The organism is Vibrio sp. 14N.309.X.WAT.E.F5 (genome assembly GCF_030397615.1).
GTDB lineage: Bacteria > Pseudomonadota > Gammaproteobacteria > Enterobacterales > Vibrionaceae > Vibrio > Vibrio lentus.
Genome location: NZ_JAPNXR010000047.1, coordinates 1 through 20,838 on the forward strand (window position 1 = coordinate 1; position 20,838 = coordinate 20,838).

Annotated in this window: 36 protein-coding genes; all 36 read right to left on the reverse strand. The window is 44.9% G+C overall.

What is annotated here, in order from left to right; all coding sequences use genetic code 11:
- Nucleotides 1–226: 226 nt before the first annotated feature.
- Nucleotides 227–607: a 50S ribosomal protein L17 gene (gene rplQ, locus OW495_RS23025; RefSeq protein ID WP_004729812.1), complete on the reverse strand. Its 381-nt coding sequence runs from the start codon at nt 605–607 to the stop codon at nt 227–229.
- Nucleotides 608–631: 24 nt separating this feature from the next.
- Nucleotides 632–1,624 carry a DNA-directed RNA polymerase subunit alpha gene (rpoA, locus tag OW495_RS23030; protein WP_004729813.1) on the reverse strand — a complete coding sequence of 331 codons (993 nt, stop codon included), beginning with the start codon at nt 1,622–1,624 and terminating at the stop codon, nt 632–634.
- A 22-nt stretch (nt 1,625–1,646) separates the two neighbouring features.
- Nucleotides 1,647–2,267 (reverse strand): 30S ribosomal protein S4, encoded by a 621-nt coding sequence (gene rpsD, locus OW495_RS23035; RefSeq protein ID WP_017076303.1) that lies wholly within the window; start codon nt 2,265–2,267, stop codon nt 1,647–1,649.
- A 31-nt stretch (nt 2,268–2,298) separates the two neighbouring features.
- Nucleotides 2,299–2,688 carry a 30S ribosomal protein S11 gene (gene rpsK, locus OW495_RS23040; protein ID WP_004738778.1) on the reverse strand — a complete coding sequence of 130 codons (390 nt, stop codon included), beginning with the start codon at nt 2,686–2,688 and terminating at the stop codon, nt 2,299–2,301.
- A 19-nt stretch (nt 2,689–2,707) separates the two neighbouring features.
- Nucleotides 2,708–3,064 (reverse strand): 30S ribosomal protein S13, encoded by a 357-nt coding sequence (gene rpsM, locus OW495_RS23045; RefSeq protein ID WP_004738779.1) that lies wholly within the window; start codon nt 3,062–3,064, stop codon nt 2,708–2,710.
- Between the two features lie 148 nt (nt 3,065–3,212).
- Nucleotides 3,213–3,326, reverse strand: coding sequence for a 50S ribosomal protein L36 (rpmJ, locus tag OW495_RS23050; protein ID WP_000868186.1), 114 nt, complete (start codon nt 3,324–3,326; stop codon nt 3,213–3,215).
- A gap of 39 nt (nt 3,327–3,365) precedes the next feature.
- Nucleotides 3,366–4,700, reverse strand: coding sequence for a preprotein translocase subunit SecY (secY, locus tag OW495_RS23055; RefSeq protein ID WP_004736759.1), 1,335 nt, complete (start codon nt 4,698–4,700; stop codon nt 3,366–3,368).
- Between the two features lie 20 nt (nt 4,701–4,720).
- On the reverse strand, nt 4,721–5,155 hold the full coding sequence (gene rplO, locus OW495_RS23060; RefSeq protein WP_004736758.1) for a 50S ribosomal protein L15: 435 nt from the start codon (nt 5,153–5,155) through the stop codon (nt 4,721–4,723).
- Nucleotides 5,156–5,160: 5 nt separating this feature from the next.
- On the reverse strand, nt 5,161–5,337 hold the full coding sequence (gene rpmD / locus OW495_RS23065; RefSeq protein ID WP_004736756.1) for a 50S ribosomal protein L30: 177 nt from the start codon (nt 5,335–5,337) through the stop codon (nt 5,161–5,163).
- A gap of 7 nt (nt 5,338–5,344) precedes the next feature.
- The gene (gene rpsE, locus OW495_RS23070; RefSeq protein WP_004736754.1) at nt 5,345–5,845 is read right to left on the reverse strand and encodes a 30S ribosomal protein S5; all 501 of its coding nucleotides are present in this window, start codon (nt 5,843–5,845) and stop codon (nt 5,345–5,347) included.
- 14 nt (nt 5,846–5,859) lie between these two features.
- A complete protein-coding gene (rplR, locus tag OW495_RS23075) occupies nt 5,860–6,213 on the reverse strand; it encodes a 50S ribosomal protein L18 (RefSeq protein WP_017104678.1) in 354 nt (117 codons plus the stop codon).
- A 9-nt stretch (nt 6,214–6,222) separates the two neighbouring features.
- A complete protein-coding gene (gene rplF / locus OW495_RS23080) occupies nt 6,223–6,756 on the reverse strand; it encodes a 50S ribosomal protein L6 (protein ID WP_017104677.1) in 534 nt (177 codons plus the stop codon).
- A 10-nt stretch (nt 6,757–6,766) separates the two neighbouring features.
- On the reverse strand, nt 6,767–7,159 hold the full coding sequence (gene rpsH, locus OW495_RS23085; protein ID WP_017104676.1) for a 30S ribosomal protein S8: 393 nt from the start codon (nt 7,157–7,159) through the stop codon (nt 6,767–6,769).
- 29 nt (nt 7,160–7,188) lie between these two features.
- Nucleotides 7,189–7,494, reverse strand: a complete 306-nt coding sequence (gene rpsN, locus OW495_RS23090; RefSeq protein ID WP_004736747.1) for a 30S ribosomal protein S14 — start codon at nt 7,492–7,494, stop codon at nt 7,189–7,191.
- A 16-nt stretch (nt 7,495–7,510) separates the two neighbouring features.
- Nucleotides 7,511–8,050 (reverse strand): 50S ribosomal protein L5, encoded by a 540-nt coding sequence (rplE, locus tag OW495_RS23095; RefSeq protein ID WP_004738790.1) that lies wholly within the window; start codon nt 8,048–8,050, stop codon nt 7,511–7,513.
- 24 nt (nt 8,051–8,074) lie between these two features.
- On the reverse strand, nt 8,075–8,392 hold the full coding sequence (gene rplX / locus OW495_RS23100) for a 50S ribosomal protein L24 (protein WP_017104675.1): 318 nt from the start codon (nt 8,390–8,392) through the stop codon (nt 8,075–8,077).
- An 11-nt stretch (nt 8,393–8,403) separates the two neighbouring features.
- Nucleotides 8,404–8,775 carry a 50S ribosomal protein L14 gene (gene rplN / locus OW495_RS23105; RefSeq protein ID WP_004736740.1) on the reverse strand — a complete coding sequence of 124 codons (372 nt, stop codon included), beginning with the start codon at nt 8,773–8,775 and terminating at the stop codon, nt 8,404–8,406.
- 161 nt (nt 8,776–8,936) lie between these two features.
- Nucleotides 8,937–9,191 (reverse strand): 30S ribosomal protein S17, encoded by a 255-nt coding sequence (rpsQ, locus tag OW495_RS23110; protein ID WP_004736739.1) that lies wholly within the window; start codon nt 9,189–9,191, stop codon nt 8,937–8,939.
- Nucleotides 9,191–9,382: a 50S ribosomal protein L29 gene (gene rpmC, locus OW495_RS23115; protein ID WP_004736737.1), complete on the reverse strand. Its 192-nt coding sequence runs from the start codon at nt 9,380–9,382 to the stop codon at nt 9,191–9,193. The genes rpsQ and rpmC overlap by 1 nt, the downstream gene beginning before the upstream one ends.
- On the reverse strand, nt 9,382–9,792 hold the full coding sequence (rplP, locus tag OW495_RS23120) for a 50S ribosomal protein L16 (protein ID WP_004736736.1): 411 nt from the start codon (nt 9,790–9,792) through the stop codon (nt 9,382–9,384). Before rplP ends, rpmC begins: the two co-directional genes overlap by 1 nt.
- A gap of 11 nt (nt 9,793–9,803) precedes the next feature.
- Complete coding sequence (rpsC, locus tag OW495_RS23125) at nt 9,804–10,502, reverse strand: 30S ribosomal protein S3 (RefSeq protein ID WP_004736734.1); 699 nt, start codon at nt 10,500–10,502, stop codon at nt 9,804–9,806.
- 18 nt (nt 10,503–10,520) lie between these two features.
- Nucleotides 10,521–10,853, reverse strand: coding sequence for a 50S ribosomal protein L22 (gene rplV / locus OW495_RS23130; RefSeq protein WP_004736732.1), 333 nt, complete (start codon nt 10,851–10,853; stop codon nt 10,521–10,523).
- A 10-nt stretch (nt 10,854–10,863) separates the two neighbouring features.
- Nucleotides 10,864–11,142: a 30S ribosomal protein S19 gene (gene rpsS / locus OW495_RS23135; protein WP_004736729.1), complete on the reverse strand. Its 279-nt coding sequence runs from the start codon at nt 11,140–11,142 to the stop codon at nt 10,864–10,866.
- 19 nt (nt 11,143–11,161) lie between these two features.
- Nucleotides 11,162–11,986 carry a 50S ribosomal protein L2 gene (gene rplB, locus OW495_RS23140; protein WP_017104674.1) on the reverse strand — a complete coding sequence of 275 codons (825 nt, stop codon included), beginning with the start codon at nt 11,984–11,986 and terminating at the stop codon, nt 11,162–11,164.
- Nucleotides 11,987–12,000: 14 nt separating this feature from the next.
- Entirely contained in the window at nt 12,001–12,303 is a 303-nt protein-coding gene (gene rplW, locus OW495_RS23145) for a 50S ribosomal protein L23 (RefSeq protein WP_004738802.1), read from the reverse strand.
- Nucleotides 12,300–12,902, reverse strand: a complete 603-nt coding sequence (gene rplD / locus OW495_RS23150) for a 50S ribosomal protein L4 (protein ID WP_017104673.1) — start codon at nt 12,900–12,902, stop codon at nt 12,300–12,302. Before rplD ends, rplW begins: the two co-directional genes overlap by 4 nt.
- Before the next feature lie 16 nt (nt 12,903–12,918).
- On the reverse strand, nt 12,919–13,548 hold the full coding sequence (gene rplC / locus OW495_RS23155; protein WP_004736763.1) for a 50S ribosomal protein L3: 630 nt from the start codon (nt 13,546–13,548) through the stop codon (nt 12,919–12,921).
- 14 nt (nt 13,549–13,562) lie between these two features.
- Nucleotides 13,563–13,874: a 30S ribosomal protein S10 gene (rpsJ, locus tag OW495_RS23160; RefSeq protein ID WP_004736761.1), complete on the reverse strand. Its 312-nt coding sequence runs from the start codon at nt 13,872–13,874 to the stop codon at nt 13,563–13,565.
- Between the two features lie 478 nt (nt 13,875–14,352).
- Nucleotides 14,353–15,537 (reverse strand): elongation factor Tu, encoded by a 1,185-nt coding sequence (tuf, locus tag OW495_RS23165; protein ID WP_012604914.1) that lies wholly within the window; start codon nt 15,535–15,537, stop codon nt 14,353–14,355.
- A gap of 146 nt (nt 15,538–15,683) precedes the next feature.
- A complete protein-coding gene (gene fusA / locus OW495_RS23170; protein ID WP_017104672.1) occupies nt 15,684–17,780 on the reverse strand; it encodes an elongation factor G in 2,097 nt (698 codons plus the stop codon).
- A 165-nt stretch (nt 17,781–17,945) separates the two neighbouring features.
- A complete protein-coding gene (rpsG, locus tag OW495_RS23175; protein ID WP_017073678.1) occupies nt 17,946–18,416 on the reverse strand; it encodes a 30S ribosomal protein S7 in 471 nt (156 codons plus the stop codon).
- A 103-nt stretch (nt 18,417–18,519) separates the two neighbouring features.
- Nucleotides 18,520–18,894 (reverse strand): 30S ribosomal protein S12, encoded by a 375-nt coding sequence (gene rpsL, locus OW495_RS23180; protein ID WP_012604917.1) that lies wholly within the window; start codon nt 18,892–18,894, stop codon nt 18,520–18,522.
- 181 nt (nt 18,895–19,075) lie between these two features.
- The gene (gene tusB, locus OW495_RS23185) at nt 19,076–19,351 is read right to left on the reverse strand and encodes a sulfurtransferase complex subunit TusB (RefSeq protein WP_289888559.1); all 276 of its coding nucleotides are present in this window, start codon (nt 19,349–19,351) and stop codon (nt 19,076–19,078) included.
- An 8-nt stretch (nt 19,352–19,359) separates the two neighbouring features.
- Nucleotides 19,360–19,716: a sulfurtransferase complex subunit TusC gene (gene tusC / locus OW495_RS23190; protein WP_017104670.1), complete on the reverse strand. Its 357-nt coding sequence runs from the start codon at nt 19,714–19,716 to the stop codon at nt 19,360–19,362.
- The gene (gene tusD, locus OW495_RS23195; protein ID WP_281053305.1) at nt 19,713–20,102 is read right to left on the reverse strand and encodes a sulfurtransferase complex subunit TusD; all 390 of its coding nucleotides are present in this window, start codon (nt 20,100–20,102) and stop codon (nt 19,713–19,715) included. The genes tusC and tusD overlap by 4 nt, the downstream gene beginning before the upstream one ends.
- On the reverse strand, nt 20,096–20,821 hold the full coding sequence (locus tag OW495_RS23200) for a transcriptional regulator (protein WP_004729851.1): 726 nt from the start codon (nt 20,819–20,821) through the stop codon (nt 20,096–20,098). The genes tusD and OW495_RS23200 overlap by 7 nt, the downstream gene beginning before the upstream one ends.
- Nucleotides 20,822–20,838 lie beyond the last annotated feature (17 nt).

The window sequence follows — 20,838 nt, forward strand, 5'->3', positions numbered from 1 at the left end:
AGATACGAGATACGAGATACGAGATACGAGATACGAGATACGAGATACGAGATACGAGATACGAGATACGAGATACGAGATACGAGATATTTTTGAAAAATGAAGCAGAGAAGGCAAGAATAAATGCCAAACATCGTGGTACAAGTTTCTTACTCTAAAGACACAAAATCCAGATACAAAAAAGCCGAGCTAATGCTCGGCTTTTGTATTAAGAATCTAGTATAGATTACTCAGCAGCTTCTTCAGCAGCTGGGCGATCTACAAGCTCAATGTAAGCCATTGGAGCTTTATCACCAGTACGGAAACCACATTTAAGAATGCGAGTGTAACCACCTTGGCGAGCCGCGAAACGCGGGCCTAGTTCATTAAATAGTTTTGCCACAACTTCGTTATCACGAGTGCGAGCAAATGCAAGACGACGGTTAGCAACACTGTCTGTCTTAGCTAGGGTAATCAACGGCTCAATTACGCGACGTAGTTCTTTTGCTTTAGGCACGGTAGTTTTGATAACTTCGTGACGAACAAGAGAGCTAGCCATGTTGCTGAACATCGCTTTGCGATGACTGCTGTTGCGGTTGAGTTGACGACCACTTTTACGATGGCGCATGACCTAATCCTTCTAACTTTTCGATTAATCTTCAGCGATTGACGCTGGTGGCCAGTTTTCTAGGCGCATGCCTAGAGAAAGACCACGTGAAGCAAGCACATCTTTAATCTCTGTAAGAGATTTCTTACCAAGGTTTGGCGTTTTAAGTAGCTCAACCTCAGTGCGCTGTACAAGATCACCGATGTAGTGAATCGCTTCTGCTTTCAAACAGTTAGCAGAGCGAACTGTTAGTTCAAGATCGTCTACAGGACGCAGTAGGATAGGATCGAATTCTGGCTTCTCTTCCTTCTCCTCAGGTACACGTACATCACGAAGATCTACGAACGCATCCAGTTGTTCAGCTAAAATAGTAGCTGCACGACGGATTGCTTCCTCAGGTTCAAGAGTACCGTTCGTTTCCATATCGATAACAAGCTTGTCTAAGTCAGTACGTTGTTCTACACGTGCCGCTTCTACAGCGTAGGCGATTTTATCGACCGGGCTGTAAGTAGCGTCAACAAGTAGACGACCGATTGGACGCTCATCTTCTTCAGTATGGATACGAGCTGAAGCTGGAACGTAACCACGACCACGTTCAACTTTGATACGCATAGCGATCTCAGCGTTGTCATCCGTTAGGTGACAAATAACGTGCTCAGGGTTAGCGATCTCTACATCACCATCGTGGGTGATGTCACCTGCAACAACAGGGCCTGAGCCTGATTTGTTCAGTGTAATAAACACTTCATCTTTGCCTTCAGCAACGCGTACAGCCAAACCTTTAAGGTTTAGAAGGATTTCTAGGATATCTTCCTGAACGCCTTCTTTAGTGCTGTATTCGTGTAGCACACCTTCGATTTCAACTTCTGTTACGGCACAACCCGGCATAGAAGATAGAAGAATGCGGCGAAGAGCATTACCTAGAGTATGGCCGAAACCGCGCTCTAATGGCTCAAGAGTTACTTTCGCGTGTGTCGTATTGATCTGTTCAATGTCAACAAGACGCGGCTTAAGAAATTCTGTTACAGAACCCTGCATTGTGTCCTCTCTTTTTTTAACCTTACTTAGAGTAAAGTTCGACGATCAAGTGTTCATTGATGTCAGCTGATAGGTCAGAACGCTCAGGCATACGCTTGAATGTACCTTCCATCTTGCTAGCATCTACTTCAATCCAAGTTGGCTTTTCACGTTGTTCAGCAACTTCTAGAGCCGCTTTAATACGAGATTGCTGTTTAGCTTTCTCGCGGATAGAAACAACGTCGTTTGCCGCTACTTTGAAAGAAGGAACGTTTACAACTTTACCGTTAACTAGAATAGACTTGTGGCTAACTAGTTGACGAGATTCAGCACGAGTAGCGCCAAAGCCCATACGGTAAACTACGTTATCAAGACGACCTTCAAGAAGCTGAAGCAGGTTTGCACCTGTGTTGCCTTTAAGACGTGCAGCTTCTTTGTAGTAGTTGCGGAATTGTTTTTCTAGAACGCCGTAAATACGACGAACTTTTTGCTTCTCACGAAGCTGAACGCCATACTCAGATAGACGACCGCGACGAGCGCCGTGTACACCTGGTGCGTTATCAATTTTACACTTGGTATCGATCGCACGGACACCAGACTTAAGGAATAAGTCAGTACCTTCGCGACGGCTAAGCTTCAGCTTAGGACCCAAATATCTTGCCATGATCTTTCTCCAATATTCCTAGAAACGAAACTTAAACGCGACGTTTCTTAGGTGGACGACAACCGTTATGAGGGATTGGTGTCGCATCAACAATGTTAGTGATACGGAAACCAGCAGCGTTCAGTGCACGAACAGTAGATTCGCGACCTGGACCTGGACCCTTAACCATAACTTCCAAGTTCTTTAGGCCATATTCTTTAGCCATTTCACCACAACGCTCAGCTGCAACTTGTGCTGCGAACGGAGTAGATTTACGAGAACCACGGAAACCTGAACCACCAGCTGTAGCCCATGCAAGAGCGTTGCCTTGACGGTCAGTGATAGTTACGATTGTGTTGTTGAAAGAAGCATGGATGTGCGCTACGCCATCAGCTACTTGCTTGCGTACGCGCTTACGCGCGCGAGTTGGTTGTTTTGCCATTGTACTCTACCTTATCCGACTATTTCTTGATCGGCTTGCGCGGACCCTTACGGGTGCGAGCGTTGGTTTTAGTACGCTGTCCACGTAGTGGTAGACTGCGACGATGACGAAGACCGCGGTAACAGCCAAGGTCCATAAGACGCTTGATGTTCATCGATACTTCACGACGTAGATCACCTTCTACAGTGTACTTAGCTACACCATCACGCAGTTGATCGATCTGCTCTTCAGTTAGTTCACTGATCTTAGCATCTTCAGCAATACCCACTTCAGCTAGAATAGCTTGAGAGCGAGTTTTACCGATACCGTAGATTGCAGTAAGTGCAATTACAGAATGCTTATGATCAGGAATGTTAATGCCGGCTATACGGGCCATTATTCACTCCTAAGGGGTTCATAAAAGAATTATCCGCAGCAAAGCCCGTGATGGATACGCTGCGGCATACTACTTCTTTTGCACGCAAAAGGTAGGCCGAGGAATATACTCGACTCTACCTTGTATTTCAAGTAAAAATTTCTGCTAATTAGCCTTGGCGTTGCTTATGCTTTGGCTCACTGCAAATCACGCGAACGACACCGTTACGCTTGATAACTTTACAGTTACGGCAGATTTTTTTAACGGAAGCACGAACTTTCATTGCTAAACTCCGTAATGGAATCTAAATGCTACAACCGGATTAACGGCCGTAACCTTTAAGATTCGCTTTCTTTAACACAGAATCATACTGTTGTGACATCAGATGAGTCTGTACCTGTGCCATGAAATCCATGATAACAACCACTACGATTAGTAGGGATGTGCCGCCAAAGTAGAAACGAACGTTCCACGCGACCATCATGAACTCAGGAATCAGACATATAAAAGTAATGTATAGAGCGCCCGCTAGGGTTAGTCTAGTCATCACTTTATCGATATATTTCGCTGTCTGCTCACCTGGGCGGATACCGGGTACGAATGCACCAGACTTCTTCAAGTTATCAGCTGTTTCACGTGGGTTAAACACCAACGCTGTATAGAAGAAACAGAAGAAGATTATAGCTGCTGCATAAAGCATTACATACAAAGGTTGACCTGGGCTAAGAGCTAATGACACGTCAGTTAACCAACCGAACGCGCTGCTTTCACCATTTTGACCAAACCATTGCGCTAATGTTCCTGGGAACAAAATAATACTTGATGCAAAAATCGCTGGTATAACACCTGCCATATTAATCTTAAGTGGCAAGTGAGAACTTTGTGCTGCAAACACTTTACGACCTTGTTGACGCTTCGCATAGTTAACGACGATACGACGTTGACCACGCTCCATGAAAACCACGAAGTAAATTACAGCAAAAGACAATACCGCGATAAACAACAGAAGAAGCACATGCAATTCACCTTGACGCGCTTGCTCGATTGTTTGACCGATTGCAGAAGGCAATCCAGCAACAATACCTGCAAAAATCAGAATGGAAATACCATTACCGATTCCTCGCTCAGTGATTTGTTCACCTAACCACATCAAAAACATGGTACCAGTTACTAAACTCACGGTAGCAATAAGCGTAAACATGGTTTGGTTGATAACAACCAGATTGTCGACCATGTTTGGTAAGCCTGTTGCAATACCAATAGCTTGGAATGTTGCAAGTACAAGCGTGCCGTAGCGTGTATATTGGCTTATCTTACGACGGCCTGCTTCACCCTCTTTCTTGAGTTCCGCTAACGCTGGATGAACTACAGTTAGCAATTGGACTACGATCGATGCCGAAATGTACGGCATGATACCCAATGCTAATATAGATGCACGCTCAAGAGCACCACCGGAGAACATGTTAAACATTTCTACGATGGTACCTTTTTGCTGATCGAACAAATCGGCAAGTACAGCTGCGTCAATACCAGGGATCGGCACAAAAGAGCCGGCTCGGAATACTAAAAGTGCACCAATTACGAATAACAAGCGCGACTTTAATTCACTTAAGCCGCTCTGAGCACTACGAAAATCTTTTCCTGGTTTCTTAGCCATCTGTACCTCGTTCCTCGAGATTATTCCTCGATTTTACCGCCTGCAGCTTCGATTGCAGCTTTAGCGCCTTTAGTCACGCGTAGACCTTTAACAGTCACAGCTTTGCTTAGGTCACCAGAAAGAACGATCTTAACAAACTCGATGTTCTTAGTGATAACGTTAGCAGCTTTAAGGCTGTTAAGATCAACTACGTCACCTGTTACTTTCGCTAGCTCAGCTAGACGAACTTCAGCAGACACTAGGCTCTTACGAGAAGTGAAACCGAATTTAGGTAGACGTTGTTTTAGAGGCATTTGACCGCCTTCAAAACCTGGACGAACAGAGCCGCCAGAACGTGACTTTTGACCTTTGTGACCGCGGCCACCTGTTTTACCAAGGCCAGAACCGATACCACGACCTACACGCTTCTTAGAAGGTTTAGAGCCAGCAGCCGGTGATAGAGTATTCAAACGCATTCTGATTACTCCTCAATCTTAACCATGTAGTAAACCTTGTTGATCATACCGCGTACGCACGGTGTATCTTCAAGTTCTACTGTATGGTTGATGCGACGAAGACCTAGACCTTTAAGACACGCTTTGTGCTTAGGTAGGCGACCAATTGAGCTTTTAGTTTGAGTTACTTTAATAGTTGCCATCGTGTTCTTACTCCGAAATAGATTCAACAGTTAGACCACGTTTAGCAGCAACCATTTCTGGTGACTTAACGTCTACTAGAGCACCAATCGTTGCGCGAACAACGTTGATTGGGTTCGTTGAACCGTATGCTTTAGAAAGTACGTTATGTACGCCTGCAACTTCAAGTACGGCACGCATTGCACCACCGGCAATAACACCTGTACCTTCAGCAGCTGGTTGCATGTAAACTTTAGAGCCCGAATGACGACCTTTCACCGGGTGGTGAAGAGTGCCTTCGTTAAGCGCAACAGTAACCATGTTACGACGCGCTTTTTCCATTGCTTTTTGAATCGCAGCAGGTACTTCACGAGCTTTGCCGTAACCGAAACCTACGCGACCATTACCGTCACCAACTACTGTTAGTGCAGTGAAGCTCATGATTCGACCACCTTTAACCGTCTTAGATACACGGTTAACAGCGATCAGCTTTTCTTGCAAATCATTAGCTTGTTGTTGTTCTTTAGCCATCTTCCAACCCTACCTTAGAATTTCAGACCAGCTTCGCGAGCAGAATCTGCTAGCGCCGCTACTCGACCGTGGTATTGGAAACCAGAACGATCAAATGCAACTGTAGCTACGCCTTTTTCAAGAGCGCGCTCAGCAACAGCTTTACCAACTGCTTTAGCTGCATCAACGTTACCAGTGTTCTTAACTTGCTCACGGATCGCTTTTTCTACAGTAGAAGCAGCTGCGATAACCTCAGAGCCGTTTGCCGAGATAACTTGAGCGTAAACGTGGCGAGGAGTACGGTGTACTACCAAGCGAGTTGCGCCAAGTTCTGCAATCTTACGACGTGCACGTGTAGCACGACGGATGCGAGATGCTTTCTTATCCATAGTGATACCTTACTTCTTCTTAGCTTCTTTAGTACGCACATTTTCATCTGCGTAACGAACACCTTTACCTTTGTAAGGCTCAGGAGCACGGTAAGAACGAATGTCAGCCGCAACTTGACCTACTACTTGCTTATCGCAACCAGTAATGATGATCTCAGTTTGGCTAGGGCACTCAGCTTTAATACCTTCAGGTAGAGCGTGCTCTACTGGGTGAGAAAAACCAAGAGTTAGAGCTACAGTATTGCCTTTCATAGCAGCACGGTAACCAACACCCTTAAGAGTTAGCTTCTTAGTGAAGCCCTCAGTAACACCCACAACCATGTTATTAACTAGAGCGCGAGCTGTACCAGCCTGTGCCCATGCGTTAGTAACGCCTTCTTTCGGACCGAAAGTAAGGTTGGTTTCTTCCTGTGCAATAACTACGGCGCTGTTAAGAACGCGAGTAAGCTCACCTTTGCTACCTTTTACAGTAACTTCTTGGCCGTTTAGTTTCACCTCTACGCCAGCTGGAATAGCGACAGGTGCTTTAGCAACACGAGACATAATCTACTCCTTAAGCTACGTAACAGATGATTTCACCGCCAAGACCTGCTTTACGAGCAGCACGGTCAGACATCAGACCCTTGGAAGTAGAAACAACTGCAATACCAAGACCACCCATCACTGTAGGTAAAGAGTCTTTATTCTTATAAACTCTTAGACCAGGACGTGATACACGCTTGATTTGCTCGATTACAGGTTTAGCTTGGAAGTACTTAAGAGTAACTTCTAGCTCAGGTTTTGCTTCGCCGTCAACAGCGAAGTCTACGATGTAACCTTCAGCTTTAAGTAATGCAGCAATTGCAACTTTAAGCTTTGAAGAAGGCATTTTTACAGCAACTTTGTTTGCTGCCTGACCGTTGCGAACGCGGGTCAGCATATCCGAAATCGGATCTTGCATGCTCATAAGATTTACTCCAAATGATTAAGTGGCAATTACCAGCTAGCCTTACGAAGACCCGGAATCTCGCCTTTCATGCAAGCTTCGCGAACCTTAATACGGCTTAGACCGAATTTACGTAGGTAACCGTGTGGACGACCAGTTTGGTTGCAACGGTTGCGCTGACGTGATGCACTTGAATCACGTGGAAGAGATTGCAGTTTAAGAACCGCATTCCAACGATCTTCTTCAGATGCGTTTACATCGCTAATGATAACTTTTAGCGCAGAACGCTTTTCAGCGAACTTAACTACTAGTTTTGCACGTTTAGCTTCACGTGCTTTCATTGATTGTTTAGCCATAACAGTAACCCTACCCTTACTTACGGAATGGGAAGTTAAAGGCAGCCAGCAGAGCTCGGCCTTCCTCATCGGATCCCGCAGATGTCGTGATAGTAATATCAAGACCGCGGACACGATCGACTTTATCGTAGTCGATTTCCGGAAAGATGATTTGCTCGCGAACGCCCATGCTGTAGTTACCGCGTCCGTCAAAAGACTTAGCGCTAACACCACGGAAATCACGTACACGTGGAAGTGCGATAGAGATTAAACGCTCTAAAAATTCCCACATGCGCTCACCACGCAAGGTTACTTTACAACCGATTGGGTAGCCTTCACGAATTTTGAAACCAGCTACAGATTTACGCGCTTTAGTGATAAGTGGCTTTTGACCAGAGATCGTTGCCATATCAGCTGCTGCGTTTTCTAGCAGTTTCTTATCGTTGATTGCTTCACCAACGCCCATGTTTAGGGTGATTTTCTCAATCCTAGGGACTTGCATGACGCTTGTGTAGCTGAACTCTTTGGTAAGCTCAGCGACTACAGACGACTTGTAGTAATCATGCAGTTTCGCCATAGTAGAACTCCAAATTACTTCTAATTAGTTAGAAACAGTTTCGCCGTTAGATTTGAAGAAACGAACTTTCTTACCATCTTCGATACGGAAACCGATACGGTCTGCTTTACCAGTAGCCGAGTTAAAGACTGCAACGTTAGAAGCATCAATAGCTGCTTCTTGTTCAACGATGCCACCTTGTTGACCTAGAGCCGGAACCGGCTTTTGGTGTTTTTTAACAAGATTGATGCCTTCAACAACAACTTTACCAGTTGTCAGAACCTTAGTTACTTTACCTTTCTTGCCTTTATCTTTACCAGCAAGAATGATTACTTCGTCATTACGACGGATTTTAGCTGCCATGTTGCCGCTCCTTACAGAACTTCAGGTGCTAGTGATACAATCTTCATGAATTTCGCGTTACGAAGTTCACGAGTCACAGGACCAAAGATACGTGTGCCGACTGGTTGCTCAGTAGTGTCATTTAACAATACACAAGCATTACTGTCGAAGCGAATGACAGAACCGTCTGGGCGACGAACGCCTTTACGGGTGCGCACTACTACCGCCTTCAGAACATCACCTTTCTTTACTTTACCGCGAGGAATCGCTTCCTTCACTGTAACCTTGATGACGTCACCGATATGTGCATAACGGCGGTGAGAGCCACCCAGAACCTTAATACACATTACCTTGCGCGCGCCAGAGTTATCTGCTGCGTCAAGTGTACTTTGCATCTGGATCATTGTTAGTGCTCCGCTAAATATTAAAACTAGACCCTCTCGGGTCGGGCTGCCTCTTTAAAAGGGACGCGAATTGTACCACCCTTTTTTTAAATTGGGTAGACAAAAAACAAGCGGCTCCAAAAAATTATTTGGAGCCGCTTTAAGTCATAGAATTACAAAGATTAAATCTTCGCTTTTTCTAGAACTTTAACCAATGTCCAAGACTTAGTCTTAGACAGAGGACGACACTCAGCGATTTCAACTTTGTCGCCTAGGCCACAAGTGTTGTCTTCGTCGTGTGCGTGTACTTTAGTCGTGCGTTTGATGAACTTACCGTAAATTGGGTGTTTTACAGTACGCTCAATAGCAACAACGATAGACTTGTCCATCTTGTCACTTACTACACGGCCTTGCTGGATGCGGTTAGTTTCGCTCATTATGCGCCTGCCTTTTCAGTCAAAACAGTTTTCACACGTGCGATGTCACGGCGTACAGCTTTTAGAGTATGAGTTTGCTGTAGTTGACCAGTTGCAGCTTGCATGCGCAAGTTAAACTGTTCACGTAGCAAATTCAATAGCTCAGCGTTAAGCTCTTCAACGTTCTTTTCGCGTAGATCTTGTGCTTTCATCACATCACCTGCTTAGTTACAAAAGTAGTTTTAACAGGCAGTTTACGTGCCGCTAGGCGGAACGCTTCACGTGCCAACTCTTCAGGTACGCCATTCATCTCGTACATAACTTTGCCTGGTTGGATTTGAGCAACCCAGTACGCAACTGAACCTTTACCTTTACCTTGACGAACTTCAAGAGGCTTTTCAGTAATCGGTTTGTCTGGGAACACACGGATCCAGATTTGACCTTGACGCTTAATGTGACGTGTCATAGCACGACGTGCCGCTTCGATTTGACGTGCAGTCAGACGACCACGGCCAACAGCTTTAAGACCGAATTCGCCGAAGCTCACTTCAGTACCTTTAGCTAGACCACGGTTACGACCAGTCATAACCTTGCGGAACTTAGTACGTTTTGGTTGTAGCATCGTTCGACTCCTTACTTACGGCCTTTACGCTGCTTCTTAGGCTTATCGCCTTTAGGCTCTACTGCGTTAGCAGCTGGCATACCGCCTAGAATCTCACCTTTGAAGATCCAAACTTTAATGCCGATCACACCGTATTGAGTGTGAGCCGAAGAAGTTGCGTAATCAATGTCTGCACGTAGAGTGTGTAGAGGCACACGGCCTTCACGGTACCACTCTGAACGTGCGATTTCAGCGCCGCCAAGACGGCCGCCTACTTGTACTTTGATGCCTTTAGCGCCTAGACGCATAGCATTTTGTACCGCACGCTTCATTGCACGACGGAACATAACACGACGCTCTAGTTGAGACGCGATGCTATCAGCTACAAGCTGACCATCTAACTCAGGTTTACGTACTTCAGCGATGTTAATCTGCGCTGGTACACCTGCGATTTTAGCTACAGCTGCACGTAGTTTCTCTACGTCTTCACCTTTCTTACCGATAACAACGCCAGGGCGAGCAGTGTGAATAGTCACACGGATGCTCTTAGCTGGACGCTCGATAACGATACGAGATAATGATGCTTTTTGTAGTTCCTTAGTAAGGAACTGACGTACCTTGAAGTCGCCGTCTAGGTTGTCAGCGAATTCGTTGGTATTAGCAAACCATGTAGCATTCCAAGGCTTAACGATGCCAAGACGAATACCATTAGGATGTACTTTCTGACCCATTGCTTAATCTCCTAGTCTTTAGCGATCTGCTACAACAATAGTGATGTGGCTTGAACGCTTCAAGATACGATCCGCACGACCTTTAGCACGAGGCATAATGCGCTTCATGATAGGGCCCTCATCTACGAAGATTTTAGCGACATTTAGATCGTCGATATCTGCACCTTCGTTATGTTCCGCGTTAGCGATAGCTGACTCAAGAACTTTCTTAACTAGTACAGCAGCTTTTTTGTTGCTGAAAGTTAGAATTTCTAGAGCCTGGTCTACCGACTTACCGCGAATTTGGTCTGCAACTAAGCGAGCTTTCTGTGGAGAAATACGAGCAAAGTTATGTTTAGCTAAAGCTTCCATCATCTACTCCTTATTTCTTCTTAGCTTTCTTATCTGCAGCATGACCGCGATAAGTACGAGTTGGTGCAAATTCGCCCAGTTTGTGACCGATCATTTCTTCGGTAACGAAAACTGGAACGTGCTGACGACCATTATGGACAGCGATGGTCAAACCAATCATTGTTGGGATGATCATTGAGCGACGGGACCAAGTCTTAATAGGCTTTTTGTCTCCGCTTTCCACCGCTTTCTCTACCTTCTTCAGCAAGTGTAGGTCAATAAAAGGACCTTTCTTGAGAGAACGTGGCATGGCGATTCCTCTTTATAGATTATTTATTACGACGACGTACGATGTACTTGTCAGTGCGTTTGTTCTTACGAGTCTTGAAGCCCTTAGTAGGAACGCCCCAAGGAGAAACTGGGTGACGACCACCAGATGTGCGGCCTTCACCACCACCATGTGGGTGATCCACCGGGTTCATTACTACACCACGTACGGTTGGACGTACGCCGCGCCAGCGTGAAGCACCAGCTTTACCAAGTTCACGTAGCATATGCTCAGAGTTACCAACTTCACCGATCGTTGCACGACCTTCAGAAAGTACTTTGCGCATCTCACCAGAACGTAGACGGATAGTTACGTATGCACCATCGCGAGCGATGATTTGTACATATGCACCAGCCGAACGAGCTAGTTGAGCACCTTTACCAGGCTTAAGTTCAACACAGTGTACAGTAGAACCTACTGGGATGTTGCGCATCGGCAGAGTGTTACCTGCTTTGATTGGCGCATCAGAACCAGATTGAATCTGGTCACCTGCGTTAACACCTTTAGGTGCAATGATGTAACGACGCTCACCGTCTGCGTACAGAACTAGAGCGATGTTAGCACTACGGTTTGGATCGTATTCTAAACGCTCAACTTTCGCTGGGATACCGTCTTTAGTACGTTTGAAGTCAATCAAACGGTAATGGTGCTTATGACCACCACCGATGTGACGTACTGTGATACGACCGTTGTTGTTACGACCACCGTTCTTAGAGTTTTTCTCTAGAAGTGGTGCGTATGGCTTACCCTTGTGCAGGTCAGCGTTAACAACTTTAACGACGTGACGACGACCAGGGGAAGTCGGCTTACATTTAACAATAGCCATTTTTACTACTCCTGTTATTCCGCGCCGCCAACGAAGTCAAGATCTTGACCTTCTTTCAAAGTAACGTAGGCTTTTTTCACGTCTGAACGACGGCCTTCACGCATACCTTGACGTTTGGTCTTACCCTTTTGTACAAGAGTATTTACTGACTTAACTTCAACTTCAAATAGCTTTTCTACAGCTGCTTTGATCTCTTTCTTAGTTGCATCTTTAGCTACTTTGAAAACGATAGTGTTCGCTTTCTCAGCCGCCATAGTTGCTTTTTCAGAGATGTGCGGAGCACGTAGAACTTTTAAGATACGTTCTTCAGTGATCATGCTAGCATCTCCTCAACTTGCTTAACTGCGTCAGCAGTCATTAGAACCTTGTCGAATGCAATTAGAGATACTGGATCAATACCAGCAACGTCACGTGCGTCAACTTTGTACAGGTTACGAGCAGCTAAGAATAGATTTTCATCTACTTCGCCAGTTACAATCAGAACGTCGTTAAGCTGAAGCTCATTAAGCTTAGCTAAAAGTTCTTTTGTTTTTGGTGCTTCTACAGAGAAGTTATCAACAACGATTAGACGCTCTTGACGAATCAACTCAGAAAGAATGCTTTTCATAGCACCGCGGTACATTTTCTTGTTAACTTTTTGGCTGTGATCTTGTGGTTTCGCAGCAAAAGTAACACCACCTGTACGCCAGATTGGGCTACGAATTGTACCAGCACGTGCACGGCCAGTACCTTTTTGGCGCCATGGCTTAGCACCGCCGCCTGATACTTCAGAACGAGTCTTTTGAGCACGAGTACCTTGACGAGCACCTGCTGCATACGCAACAACTACTTGATGTACTAGAGCTTCGTTAAAGTCACGTCCGAAAGTAGTCTCGGAAACAGTTAGTGCATCAGCACCTTTAACCATCAATTCCATTACTTACTCCTAGACGTTATGCTTTAACAGCAGGTTTTACGATCACGTTACCGCCTGTTGAGCCTGGTACTGCACCTTTAATAAGGAGTAGATTGCGCTCAGCGTCAACACGTACGATCTCTAGGTTTTGAGTCGTTACACGCTCAGCACCCATGTGACCTGCCATTTTCTTGCCTTTAAACACGCGGCCTGGAGTTTGACATTGGCCAATTGAACCCGGTGCGCGGTGAGACAAAGAGTTACCGTGAGTCATATCTTGAGTAGAGAAGTTCCAACGCTTGATAGCGCCTTGGAAGCCTTTACCTTTAGATGTACCAGTAACGTCTACTTTTTTAATTTCGTTGAAAAGTTCTACGTTTAGCTCAGCGCCAACTTCAAACTCTTCGCCGTTTTCTAAACGGAATTCCCAAAGACCGCGACCTGCTTCAACACCCGCTTTCGCGAAGTGACCAGCTTCAGGTTTAGTTACACGGTTAGCTTTCTTAGCACCAGTAGTTACTTGGATTGCTGCGTAGCCGTCTGTCTCAAGAGTTTTAACTTGAGAAATACGGTTCGCTTCAACCTCAACAACAGTTACTGGGATAGAAACGCCTTCTTCGGTAAATACGCGGGTCATACCCACTTTACGTCCGACTAGACCAATCATTATTCTTATCTCCCTTAACCTAGGCTGATTTGAACATCAACGCCAGCTGCAAGATCAAGACGCATTAGAGCATCAACAGTTTTATCTGTTGGCTCAACGATGTCGATCAAACGCTTGTGAGTACGAATTTCGTACTGGTCACGTGCATCTTTGTTGACGTGTGGAGAGGTAAGAACAGTGAAACGCTCTTTACGAGTAGGAAGTGGAATAGGACCACGAACCTGTGCGCCAGTACGTTTTGCTGTTTCAACGATTTCCGCAGTTGAAGCATCGATTAACTTGTAATCAAACGCTTTAAGGCGGATACGAATACGTTGGTTCTGCATGAGACAGAGCTCCAATTATTAAAAATTACACAAACAATATCGCCACTCAAGCTCGAAAGAACGAGAGAATGCCGATTGATTTATGTGAAACCGTAGCATCCAAAATCAGGACGCATTGTCAGTTAACTTTTGAAGTAAACACAAGGTTTACTATTTTTATTAACCGCGAACATAAGCTGAGTATACATTACTAGGTAAGACCTACTCCTCAGTGCTCATTGGTTCACAAACCGGCGTTAGCCAGTGCGATGCATTATACAGATCACATTTTGGTATGCAAGTGGCGTTGGAAAAATAATCGGAATATATTTGATGGAAGCAATCGATGGTAGCTGAATGACGAAAGTCGAATAGCAAAGAACGGGGAACACTTGGGGAATTGTAGAAACGAAAAAGGTTAGAAAAATAAAAGGGAAGCCGAAGCTTCCCTTTTTTAATGCAGTTCTTCTAATGAAGAGTGTGCAAAATCAATACGCGATTAAGCGAAGATTTTAGCTACAACACCAGCACCAACAGTACGGCCACCTTCGCGGATTGCGAAACGTAGACCTTCGTCCATTGCGATTGGAGCGATTAGCTCAACAGTCATTTGAACGTTGTCACCTGGCATTACCATTTCTACGCCTTCAGGTAGAGTGATATCGCCTGTTACGTCAGTTGTACGGAAGTAGAACTGTGGACGGTAACCCTTGAAGAAAGGAGTGTGACGGCCGCCTTCGTCTTTAGAAAGTACGTATACTTCAGACTCAAACTTAGTGTGTGGGTTGATTGAACCTTTAGCAGAAAGTACTTGGCCACGTTCAACGTCATCACGCTTAGTACCACGTAGAAGTGCACCAACGTTCTCACCTGCACGACCTTCGTCAAGCAGTTTACGGAACATTTCAACACCAGTACAAGTAGTAAGAGTAGTTTCTTTGATACCAACGATTTCTACTTCGTCACCTACACGTAGGATACCGCGCTCGATACGACCAGTAACAACAGTACCACGACCTTGGATTGAGAATACATCTTCAATAGGAAGTAGGAACGGTAGATCAACAGCACGCTCTGGAAGTGGAATGTAAGAATCTAGTGCTTCTGCAAGCTCAACGATCTTGTCTTCCCACTGCTTTTCGCCGTTTAGAGCGCCAAGTGCAGAACCTTGAATTACTGGAAGGTCGTCTCCTGGGTACTCGTACTCAGAAAGAAGTTCACGAACTTCCATTTCTACTAGCTCAAGTAGCTCTTCGTCATCAACCATGTCACATTTGTTCATGAATACGATGATGTAAGGGATACCAACTTGACGACCAAGTAGGATGTGCTCACGAGTTTGTGGCATAGGGCCATCTGTAGCAGCAACAACTAGGATACCGCCGTCCATTTGAGCAGCACCAGTGATCATGTTTTTAACATAATCGGCGTGTCCAGGACAGTCTACGTGTGCGTAGTGACGTTCAGGAGTATCGTACTCAACGTGAGAAGTTGCGATTGTGATACCGCGCTCGCGCTCTTCTGGAGCGTTATCGATAGATGCGAAATCTTTAGCAACACCGCCGTACACTTTTGCAAGTGTAGTACAGATAGCAGCAGTTAGAGTTGTTTTACCGTGGTCAACGTGGCCGATAGTACCAACGTTTACGTGCGGTTTCGTACGTTCAAATTTTTCTTTAGACACAATCGTGTTCCTTCCTAGTTATGATTCGCCACGTTCATTATTGAGCGAGACGCGCCAGAAATTGCTATTTTATGCGCCAACTCTCGTTAGCGCAATATTTGGACGCATTGATCTTTCAAAAAATGAAAAAAATGCATCCCTTTTGTTTAACCACGCTCTGCAATGATTGCATTAGCAACATTTTTTGGCACTTCGGCGTACTCACTAAACTCCATAGAGTAAGAAGCACGACCTTGTGTCGCAGAACGTAAATCAGTTGCGTAACCGAACATGACAGACAACGGAACTTGTGCACGAATTATCTTCAGGCCAGCTGTCCCCTCGTCCATACCTTCGATGATGCCGCGACGACGGTTAATATCGCCAACAACGTCACCCATCCAGTCTTCTGGAGTAGTTACTTCAACTTTCATCATAGGCTCAAGCAAAACTGGTTGCGCTTCTAGTGCACCCGTTCTGAAAGCCATAGAGGCAGCGATTGTAAACGCCATCTCACTTGAATCTACTTCATGGTAAGAACCATCATATAGTGTAGCTTTGATATCCAAAACTGGATAGCCCGCTAATACACCATTGTTCATTTGCTCTTCAACGCCTTTAGCGACAGAGGTAATGAACTCTTTTGGCACGATACCATTGGCAATTTCATCTACGAAGACAAAGCCTTCACCGGCTTCTGATGGTTCCAGTTTCAGCCACACGTGACCGTACTGTCCTTTACCACCATGTTCGCGGATAAATTTACCTTCAGCTTTCGCTGTACCACGAATGGTTTCACGATAAGCAACTTGCGGATTACCAACGTTGCAGTTCACGCTGAATTCACGTTTCATGCGGTCAACGATGATATCTAAGTGCAGTTCCCCCATGCCAGAGATTAGTGTCTGGCCAGTTTCGTCATCCGTTTCAACACGGAACGATGGATCTTCTGCCGCTAGCTTACCTAACGCGATAGTCATTTTATCTTGATCAGCTTGAGAGCGAGGCTCTACAACGATCTGAATAACTGGATCTGGGAATTCCATACGCTCAAGAACAATTTTATGGTTCTGGTCACATAGAGTTTCACCAGTAGTCACATCTTTAAGGCCGATAATGGCTGCGATGTCACCTGCTCGTACTTCTTTTACTTCTTCACGTTTGTTTGAGTGCATTTGAACAATGCGCCCTAAACGTTCACGTTGTTTCTTCACAGAGTTGTAAGCTGTTTTACCGCTTTCAACAACACCAGAGTAAACACGGATGAAAGTTAAAGTACCAACAAATGGGTCTGTTGCAATTTTAAATGCTAGTGCTGAGAACGGTTCTTTGTCGTCCGCGTGACGCTCAATTTCATTCTCGTCATCATCGATACCTTTAATTGCAGGTACATCGACTGGAGAAGGAAGGAAATCAACAACTGCATCTAGAACAGCTTGTACGCCTTTGTTTTTGAAAGCACTACCGCAAGTTGCAAGTACGATTTCATTGTTAAGGGTACGAGTACGAAGACCTTGTTTGATTTCAGCTTCTGTTAATTCACCTTCTTCAAGGTACTTATCCATCAGCTCTTCATTTGCTTCTGCAGCAGCTTCAACAAGTTCTGTACGATATTCTTCAGCCATTTCTTGCATGTCTGCTGGAATGTCTTCGTACGTAAAAGTCATGCCTTGGTCAGCTTCGTTCCAGTTGATTGCCTTCATCTTAATAAGATCGACAACACCTTGGAAGTTTTCTTCAGCACCAATGTTCAGTTGAATCGGAACAGGAGTCGCACCTAGGCGGTCCTTGATCTGTTCAACTACGCGCAAGAAGTCTGCGCCGGTACGGTCCATTTTGTTAACGAAAACCATACGTGGAACTTGGTACTTATCAGCTTGACGCCATACTGTCTCTGACTGAGGTTCAACACCAGATGAGCCACAGAAAACAACAACTGCACCATCAAGTACACGCAGAGAACGTTCTACTTCAATTGTGAAGTCAACGTGTCCAGGAGTATCGATGATATTGATACGGTGGTCAGAATACTGAGCTTCCATACCACGCCAAAACGTAGTAGTTGCTGCTGAAGTGATCGTAATACCGCGCTCTTGCTCTTGCTCCATCCAGTCCATGGTTGCTGCACCATCGTGAACTTCGCCGATTTTGTGAGAAAGACCGGTATAGAACAGAATACGTTCACTTGTGGTTGTTTTACCTGCATCTACGTGAGCAACGATACCGATATTACGGTACTGCTCAATAGGAGTTTTACGAGCCACGGTTGAATCCTCTTATTAGAGACTTAGGGACTATTGCTATGTCTAGATTATGCGTTAAAAGCGATGCTTCGCTAAAAAGCTTTGCCCTAGAAATAGCAATAGTTCCTAGCATAAGCATAGGAACTAAAGAAGTGCTGCAAGGAACCTTGCAGCACTGAAAAGGTATTACCAGCGGTAATGTGCGAACGCTTTGTTTGCGTCAGCCATGCGGTGAACGTCTTCACGTTTCTTAACCGCAGTACCTTTGTTCTCAGACGCGTCTAGCATTTCAGCAGCTAGGCGTTGAGCCATAGATTTTTCACCACGCTTACGCGCAGCTTCAACTACCCAACGCATAGCAAGAGCGTTACGGCGAACCGGACGAACTTCTACAGGTACTTGGTAAGTTGAACCACCCACACGGCGAGATTTAACTTCTACCGCTGGGCGAACATTTTCAAGAGCTTCTTCAAATACAGCTAAGTGATCTTTACCAGATTTCTCAGCCATAGTTTCTAGTGCAGTGTAAACAATCTTCTCTGCAGTAGATTTTTTTCCGTCAACCATAAGGATGTTAACGAATTTTGCCAGCAGTTCAGATTTGAACTTAGGATCTGGAAGGATCTTACGCTGGCCTATTACGCGACGACGTGGCATGGAATTTCTCCGTTGTCTTCTTCAGGTTTTTTCCAAAACTTTTCAGAATAATAAATAAATAGTGTTTGGCCTTACTTAACGCTTTCTTTTAAAAAAAGACGCATTAAGACTTAGGACGTTTCACACCATACTTAGAACGACCTTTCTTACGGTCGTTAACGCCTGCACAGTCAAGTGCACCGCGAACAGTGTGGTAACGCACACCTGGTAAATCTTTAACACGACCACCACGGATAAGAACAACACTGTGTTCTTGAAGGTTATGACCTTCGCCGCCGATGTATGAAGTAACTTCAAAGCCGTTAGTTAGACGAACACGACATACTTTACGTAGTGCTGAGTTCGGTTTTTTTGGAGTAGTAGTATATACGCGAGTACATACACCACGTTTTTGTGGGCACGCTTCTAGTGCAGGCACGTTGCTTTTAACAACCTGCTTTACACGAGGAGTACGTACCAACTGGTTAATAGTTGCCATTAACTAGCTCCTGATTTACTTGAAAGTAAGCTTGATGAAAAATCTAGCCCTATTACACATAGTGTAAATAGGGACGCAAAATTCTATTCAGCAGTGGGATGTGTGTCAAGAAATATACAGATCTTTTTTAGCCGTCTAGAGCTCAGGATGGTCTTTTTTTAACCATACTGATAAAACACAGCTACCAAGTGACTGATTTGTCGTTCAAAACCGTCAGTTTGACGAATCCATCGAAGTCCACTTGATTCAGAGTGCTTGAAGCAAGTTGTTGTAAACCTCGGCTATCTAGATCTGATTTTAATACCGACACATGCTCAACGGTTGAGATTTGTTTGAATAACTCATGGTTTGGCAGGCAAACATACACCGCATCTTCCAACAAAAGGATGTGATCCTGTTGTTGCGAGTACGCCAATGCAAGCTTGAGTTTGTCTACTGATTTTACAATATGAAGCATAACGTTCCCTAGAAAGTCAGTATTTTTTGGCTCTGAGCTAACTTCTGCGTTAACTCACTCACTTCTAGCGCAGTCACATCGATCAACAAATTATCTGTCGAGAGGCCGAACTGATTGAGGCTATGTTGACACACGTAAACCTGCTCGATGTCGTAGAGATCCATGAGCTTAAATGCTGAAATATAGTCACGTGATAGGGATTCATCTGGCTGTTGAGCCTTGAGAAGCTGTGTAACGCCATCACCGACAAAGAATACGGTAATGTCTTCACTATAGGCTGAAGCCGCTAGCAGTGCGTCTAGCCCTTCCCTACCCGCAGCCGTAGTATGAGGAAAAGTGTTAAATACAAAGGCCAATTTGCTCAAAACTGCACAACCCTATCTTGCGTTAAAAGTGCTTCAGATAAGCTCCCTAACCCAGCTTGGGTAAACCCAGCCGCCAAGTTAGAGGCACTCAATTGATGTTGTGTAGCTTCGTCCGTACTGATCACTCCGCGTCTGAGCGCAGCAGCAACACATGTCTCTAGGCTAACATTGTGCTCATCCGCCAGTTTTTGCCAAGCGGCAGCTAAGTCAAATTCATCATTAGCAGGTACAGTAATGCCAGAGCCATTGCTAACACCATCTTGATAGAAGAACACACTGTGGAGTTTGTGGCCCTGTTTCAATAGAGCCACTGCAAACTGATAAGCACTTCTTGCGGATTGTGAGCCGTAAACGGGCCCATTAACTAGGAGTGTGTAGCTTAACAACCCTCTTCATCCTCTGTTTTGCGTTGACGGATGTATAAGTAAACGGTGTGCTTAGAGATATTCAAACGCTCAGCTACACGGTTAATCGCGTCTTTAATATCGAAAATACCTTTGTCGTAAAGCTCCATCACTATTTGACGGTTCTTAGTATTGTTCGATACTGATTTGTCTGCATTGATTTCTTCAATGGTGCGTTCAACCGTTTGGTCGACAAGCTCTTCCACATCACTTGCAAAGTTTACTGATGATGCAGCTTCGTCCGCATCTTGCGTAGGCATGAAAGATTGCAGTACTTGTGAGAATGGCGCATCTAGGTTTACGTTAATACACAACAAGCCAATCACTCGGTCTTCACCATTGCGGATAGCAACCGTGATCGACTTCATCAATACTCCGCCTTTAGCACGAGTAAAGTATGAACGTGAGAAGTTACGCTTAGAACCTTCAATATCTTTCAGCATCTTTAATGCAAGATCGGTGATCGGCGAACCAACCTGACGACCTGTATTTTCGCCGTTGGCAATTTTAATCGCAGAAGTATTGAGGTCTTCTAAAGAGTGTAAAACGATTTCACAAAACGGACCGATAAGACTCGCAATACCGTCAACCACGGCCTCATAAGATCTTAAGATAATTTTATCGTGTTCACTGAATGGCATGACGTGGACTGATTCCATTTCAAGTAACACATCCGCATTGACTGTTTCTGTAGTAGTCACTTATTCCTTACCTTCGT

What these genes read in the sequence shown, in the direction of transcription:
- rpsE (WP_004736754.1), bottom strand. Translation starts at nt 5,845, where the DNA reads ATGGCTAAAGAACAACAACAAGCTAATGATTTGCAAGAAAAGCTGATC.
- rplP (WP_004736736.1), bottom strand. Translation starts at nt 9,792, where the DNA reads ATGCTACAACCAAAACGTACTAAGTTCCGCAAGGTTATGACTGGTCGT.
- rpsN (WP_004736747.1), bottom strand. Translation starts at nt 7,494, where the DNA reads ATGGCTAAACAATCAATGAAAGCACGTGAAGCTAAACGTGCAAAACTA.
- rplF (WP_017104677.1), bottom strand. Translation starts at nt 6,756, where the DNA reads ATGTCTCGTGTTGCTAAAGCACCTGTCGCTATTCCAGCTGGCGTAGAG.
- rplN (WP_004736740.1), bottom strand. Translation starts at nt 8,775, where the DNA reads ATGATCCAGATGCAAAGTACACTTGACGCAGCAGATAACTCTGGCGCG.
- secY (WP_004736759.1), bottom strand. Translation starts at nt 4,700, where the DNA reads ATGGCTAAGAAACCAGGAAAAGATTTTCGTAGTGCTCAGAGCGGCTTA.
- rpmD (WP_004736756.1), bottom strand. Translation starts at nt 5,337, where the DNA reads ATGGCAACTATTAAAGTAACTCAAACTAAAAGCTCAATTGGTCGCCTA.
- rpoA (WP_004729813.1), bottom strand. Translation starts at nt 1,624, where the DNA reads ATGCAGGGTTCTGTAACAGAATTTCTTAAGCCGCGTCTTGTTGACATT.
- rplX (WP_017104675.1), bottom strand. Translation starts at nt 8,392, where the DNA reads ATGGCAGCTAAAATCCGTCGTAATGACGAAGTAATCATTCTTGCTGGT.
- rpsJ (WP_004736761.1), bottom strand. Translation starts at nt 13,874, where the DNA reads ATGCAGAACCAACGTATTCGTATCCGCCTTAAAGCGTTTGATTACAAG.
- rpsM (WP_004738779.1), bottom strand. Translation starts at nt 3,064, where the DNA reads ATGGCCCGTATAGCCGGCATTAACATTCCTGATCATAAGCATTCTGTA.
- rpsH (WP_017104676.1), bottom strand. Translation starts at nt 7,159, where the DNA reads ATGAGCATGCAAGATCCGATTTCGGATATGCTGACCCGCGTTCGCAAC.
- rplV (WP_004736732.1), bottom strand. Translation starts at nt 10,853, where the DNA reads ATGGAAGCTTTAGCTAAACATAACTTTGCTCGTATTTCTCCACAGAAA.
- rplC (WP_004736763.1), bottom strand. Translation starts at nt 13,548, where the DNA reads ATGATTGGTCTAGTCGGACGTAAAGTGGGTATGACCCGCGTATTTACC.
- rpsQ (WP_004736739.1), bottom strand. Translation starts at nt 9,191, where the DNA reads ATGAGCGAAACTAACCGCATCCAGCAAGGCCGTGTAGTAAGTGACAAG.
- rpsG (WP_017073678.1), bottom strand. Translation starts at nt 18,416, where the DNA reads ATGCCACGTCGTCGCGTAATAGGCCAGCGTAAGATCCTTCCAGATCCT.
- rplR (WP_017104678.1), bottom strand. Translation starts at nt 6,213, where the DNA reads ATGGATAAGAAAGCATCTCGCATCCGTCGTGCTACACGTGCACGTCGT.
- rplB (WP_017104674.1), bottom strand. Translation starts at nt 11,986, where the DNA reads ATGGCTATTGTTAAATGTAAGCCGACTTCCCCTGGTCGTCGTCACGTC.
- rpsS (WP_004736729.1), bottom strand. Translation starts at nt 11,142, where the DNA reads ATGCCACGTTCTCTCAAGAAAGGTCCTTTTATTGACCTACACTTGCTG.
- tusB (WP_289888559.1), bottom strand. Translation starts at nt 19,351, where the DNA reads ATGCTTCATATTGTAAAATCAGTAGACAAACTCAAGCTTGCATTGGCG.
- rplE (WP_004738790.1), bottom strand. Translation starts at nt 8,050, where the DNA reads ATGGCGAAACTGCATGATTACTACAAGTCGTCTGTAGTCGCTGAGCTT.
- rplW (WP_004738802.1), bottom strand. Translation starts at nt 12,303, where the DNA reads ATGATCACTGAAGAACGTATCTTAAAAGTTCTACGTGCTCCGCACATC.
- rpmJ (WP_000868186.1), bottom strand. Translation starts at nt 3,326, where the DNA reads ATGAAAGTTCGTGCTTCCGTTAAAAAAATCTGCCGTAACTGTAAAGTT.
- rpmC (WP_004736737.1), bottom strand. Translation starts at nt 9,382, where the DNA reads ATGAAAGCACAAGATCTACGCGAAAAGAACGTTGAAGAGCTTAACGCT.
- rpsC (WP_004736734.1), bottom strand. Translation starts at nt 10,502, where the DNA reads ATGGGTCAGAAAGTACATCCTAATGGTATTCGTCTTGGCATCGTTAAG.
- rpsD (WP_017076303.1), bottom strand. Translation starts at nt 2,267, where the DNA reads ATGGCAAGATATTTGGGTCCTAAGCTGAAGCTTAGCCGTCGCGAAGGT.
- rpsL (WP_012604917.1), bottom strand. Translation starts at nt 18,894, where the DNA reads ATGGCAACTATTAACCAGTTGGTACGTACTCCTCGTGTAAAGCAGGTT.
- rplO (WP_004736758.1), bottom strand. Translation starts at nt 5,155, where the DNA reads ATGCGTTTGAATACTCTATCACCGGCTGCTGGCTCTAAACCTTCTAAG.
- rpsK (WP_004738778.1), bottom strand. Translation starts at nt 2,688, where the DNA reads ATGGCAAAACAACCAACTCGCGCGCGTAAGCGCGTACGCAAGCAAGTA.
- rplD (WP_017104673.1), bottom strand. Translation starts at nt 12,902, where the DNA reads ATGGAATTGATGGTTAAAGGTGCTGATGCACTAACTGTTTCCGAGACT.
- rplQ (WP_004729812.1), bottom strand. Translation starts at nt 607, where the DNA reads ATGCGCCATCGTAAAAGTGGTCGTCAACTCAACCGCAACAGCAGTCAT.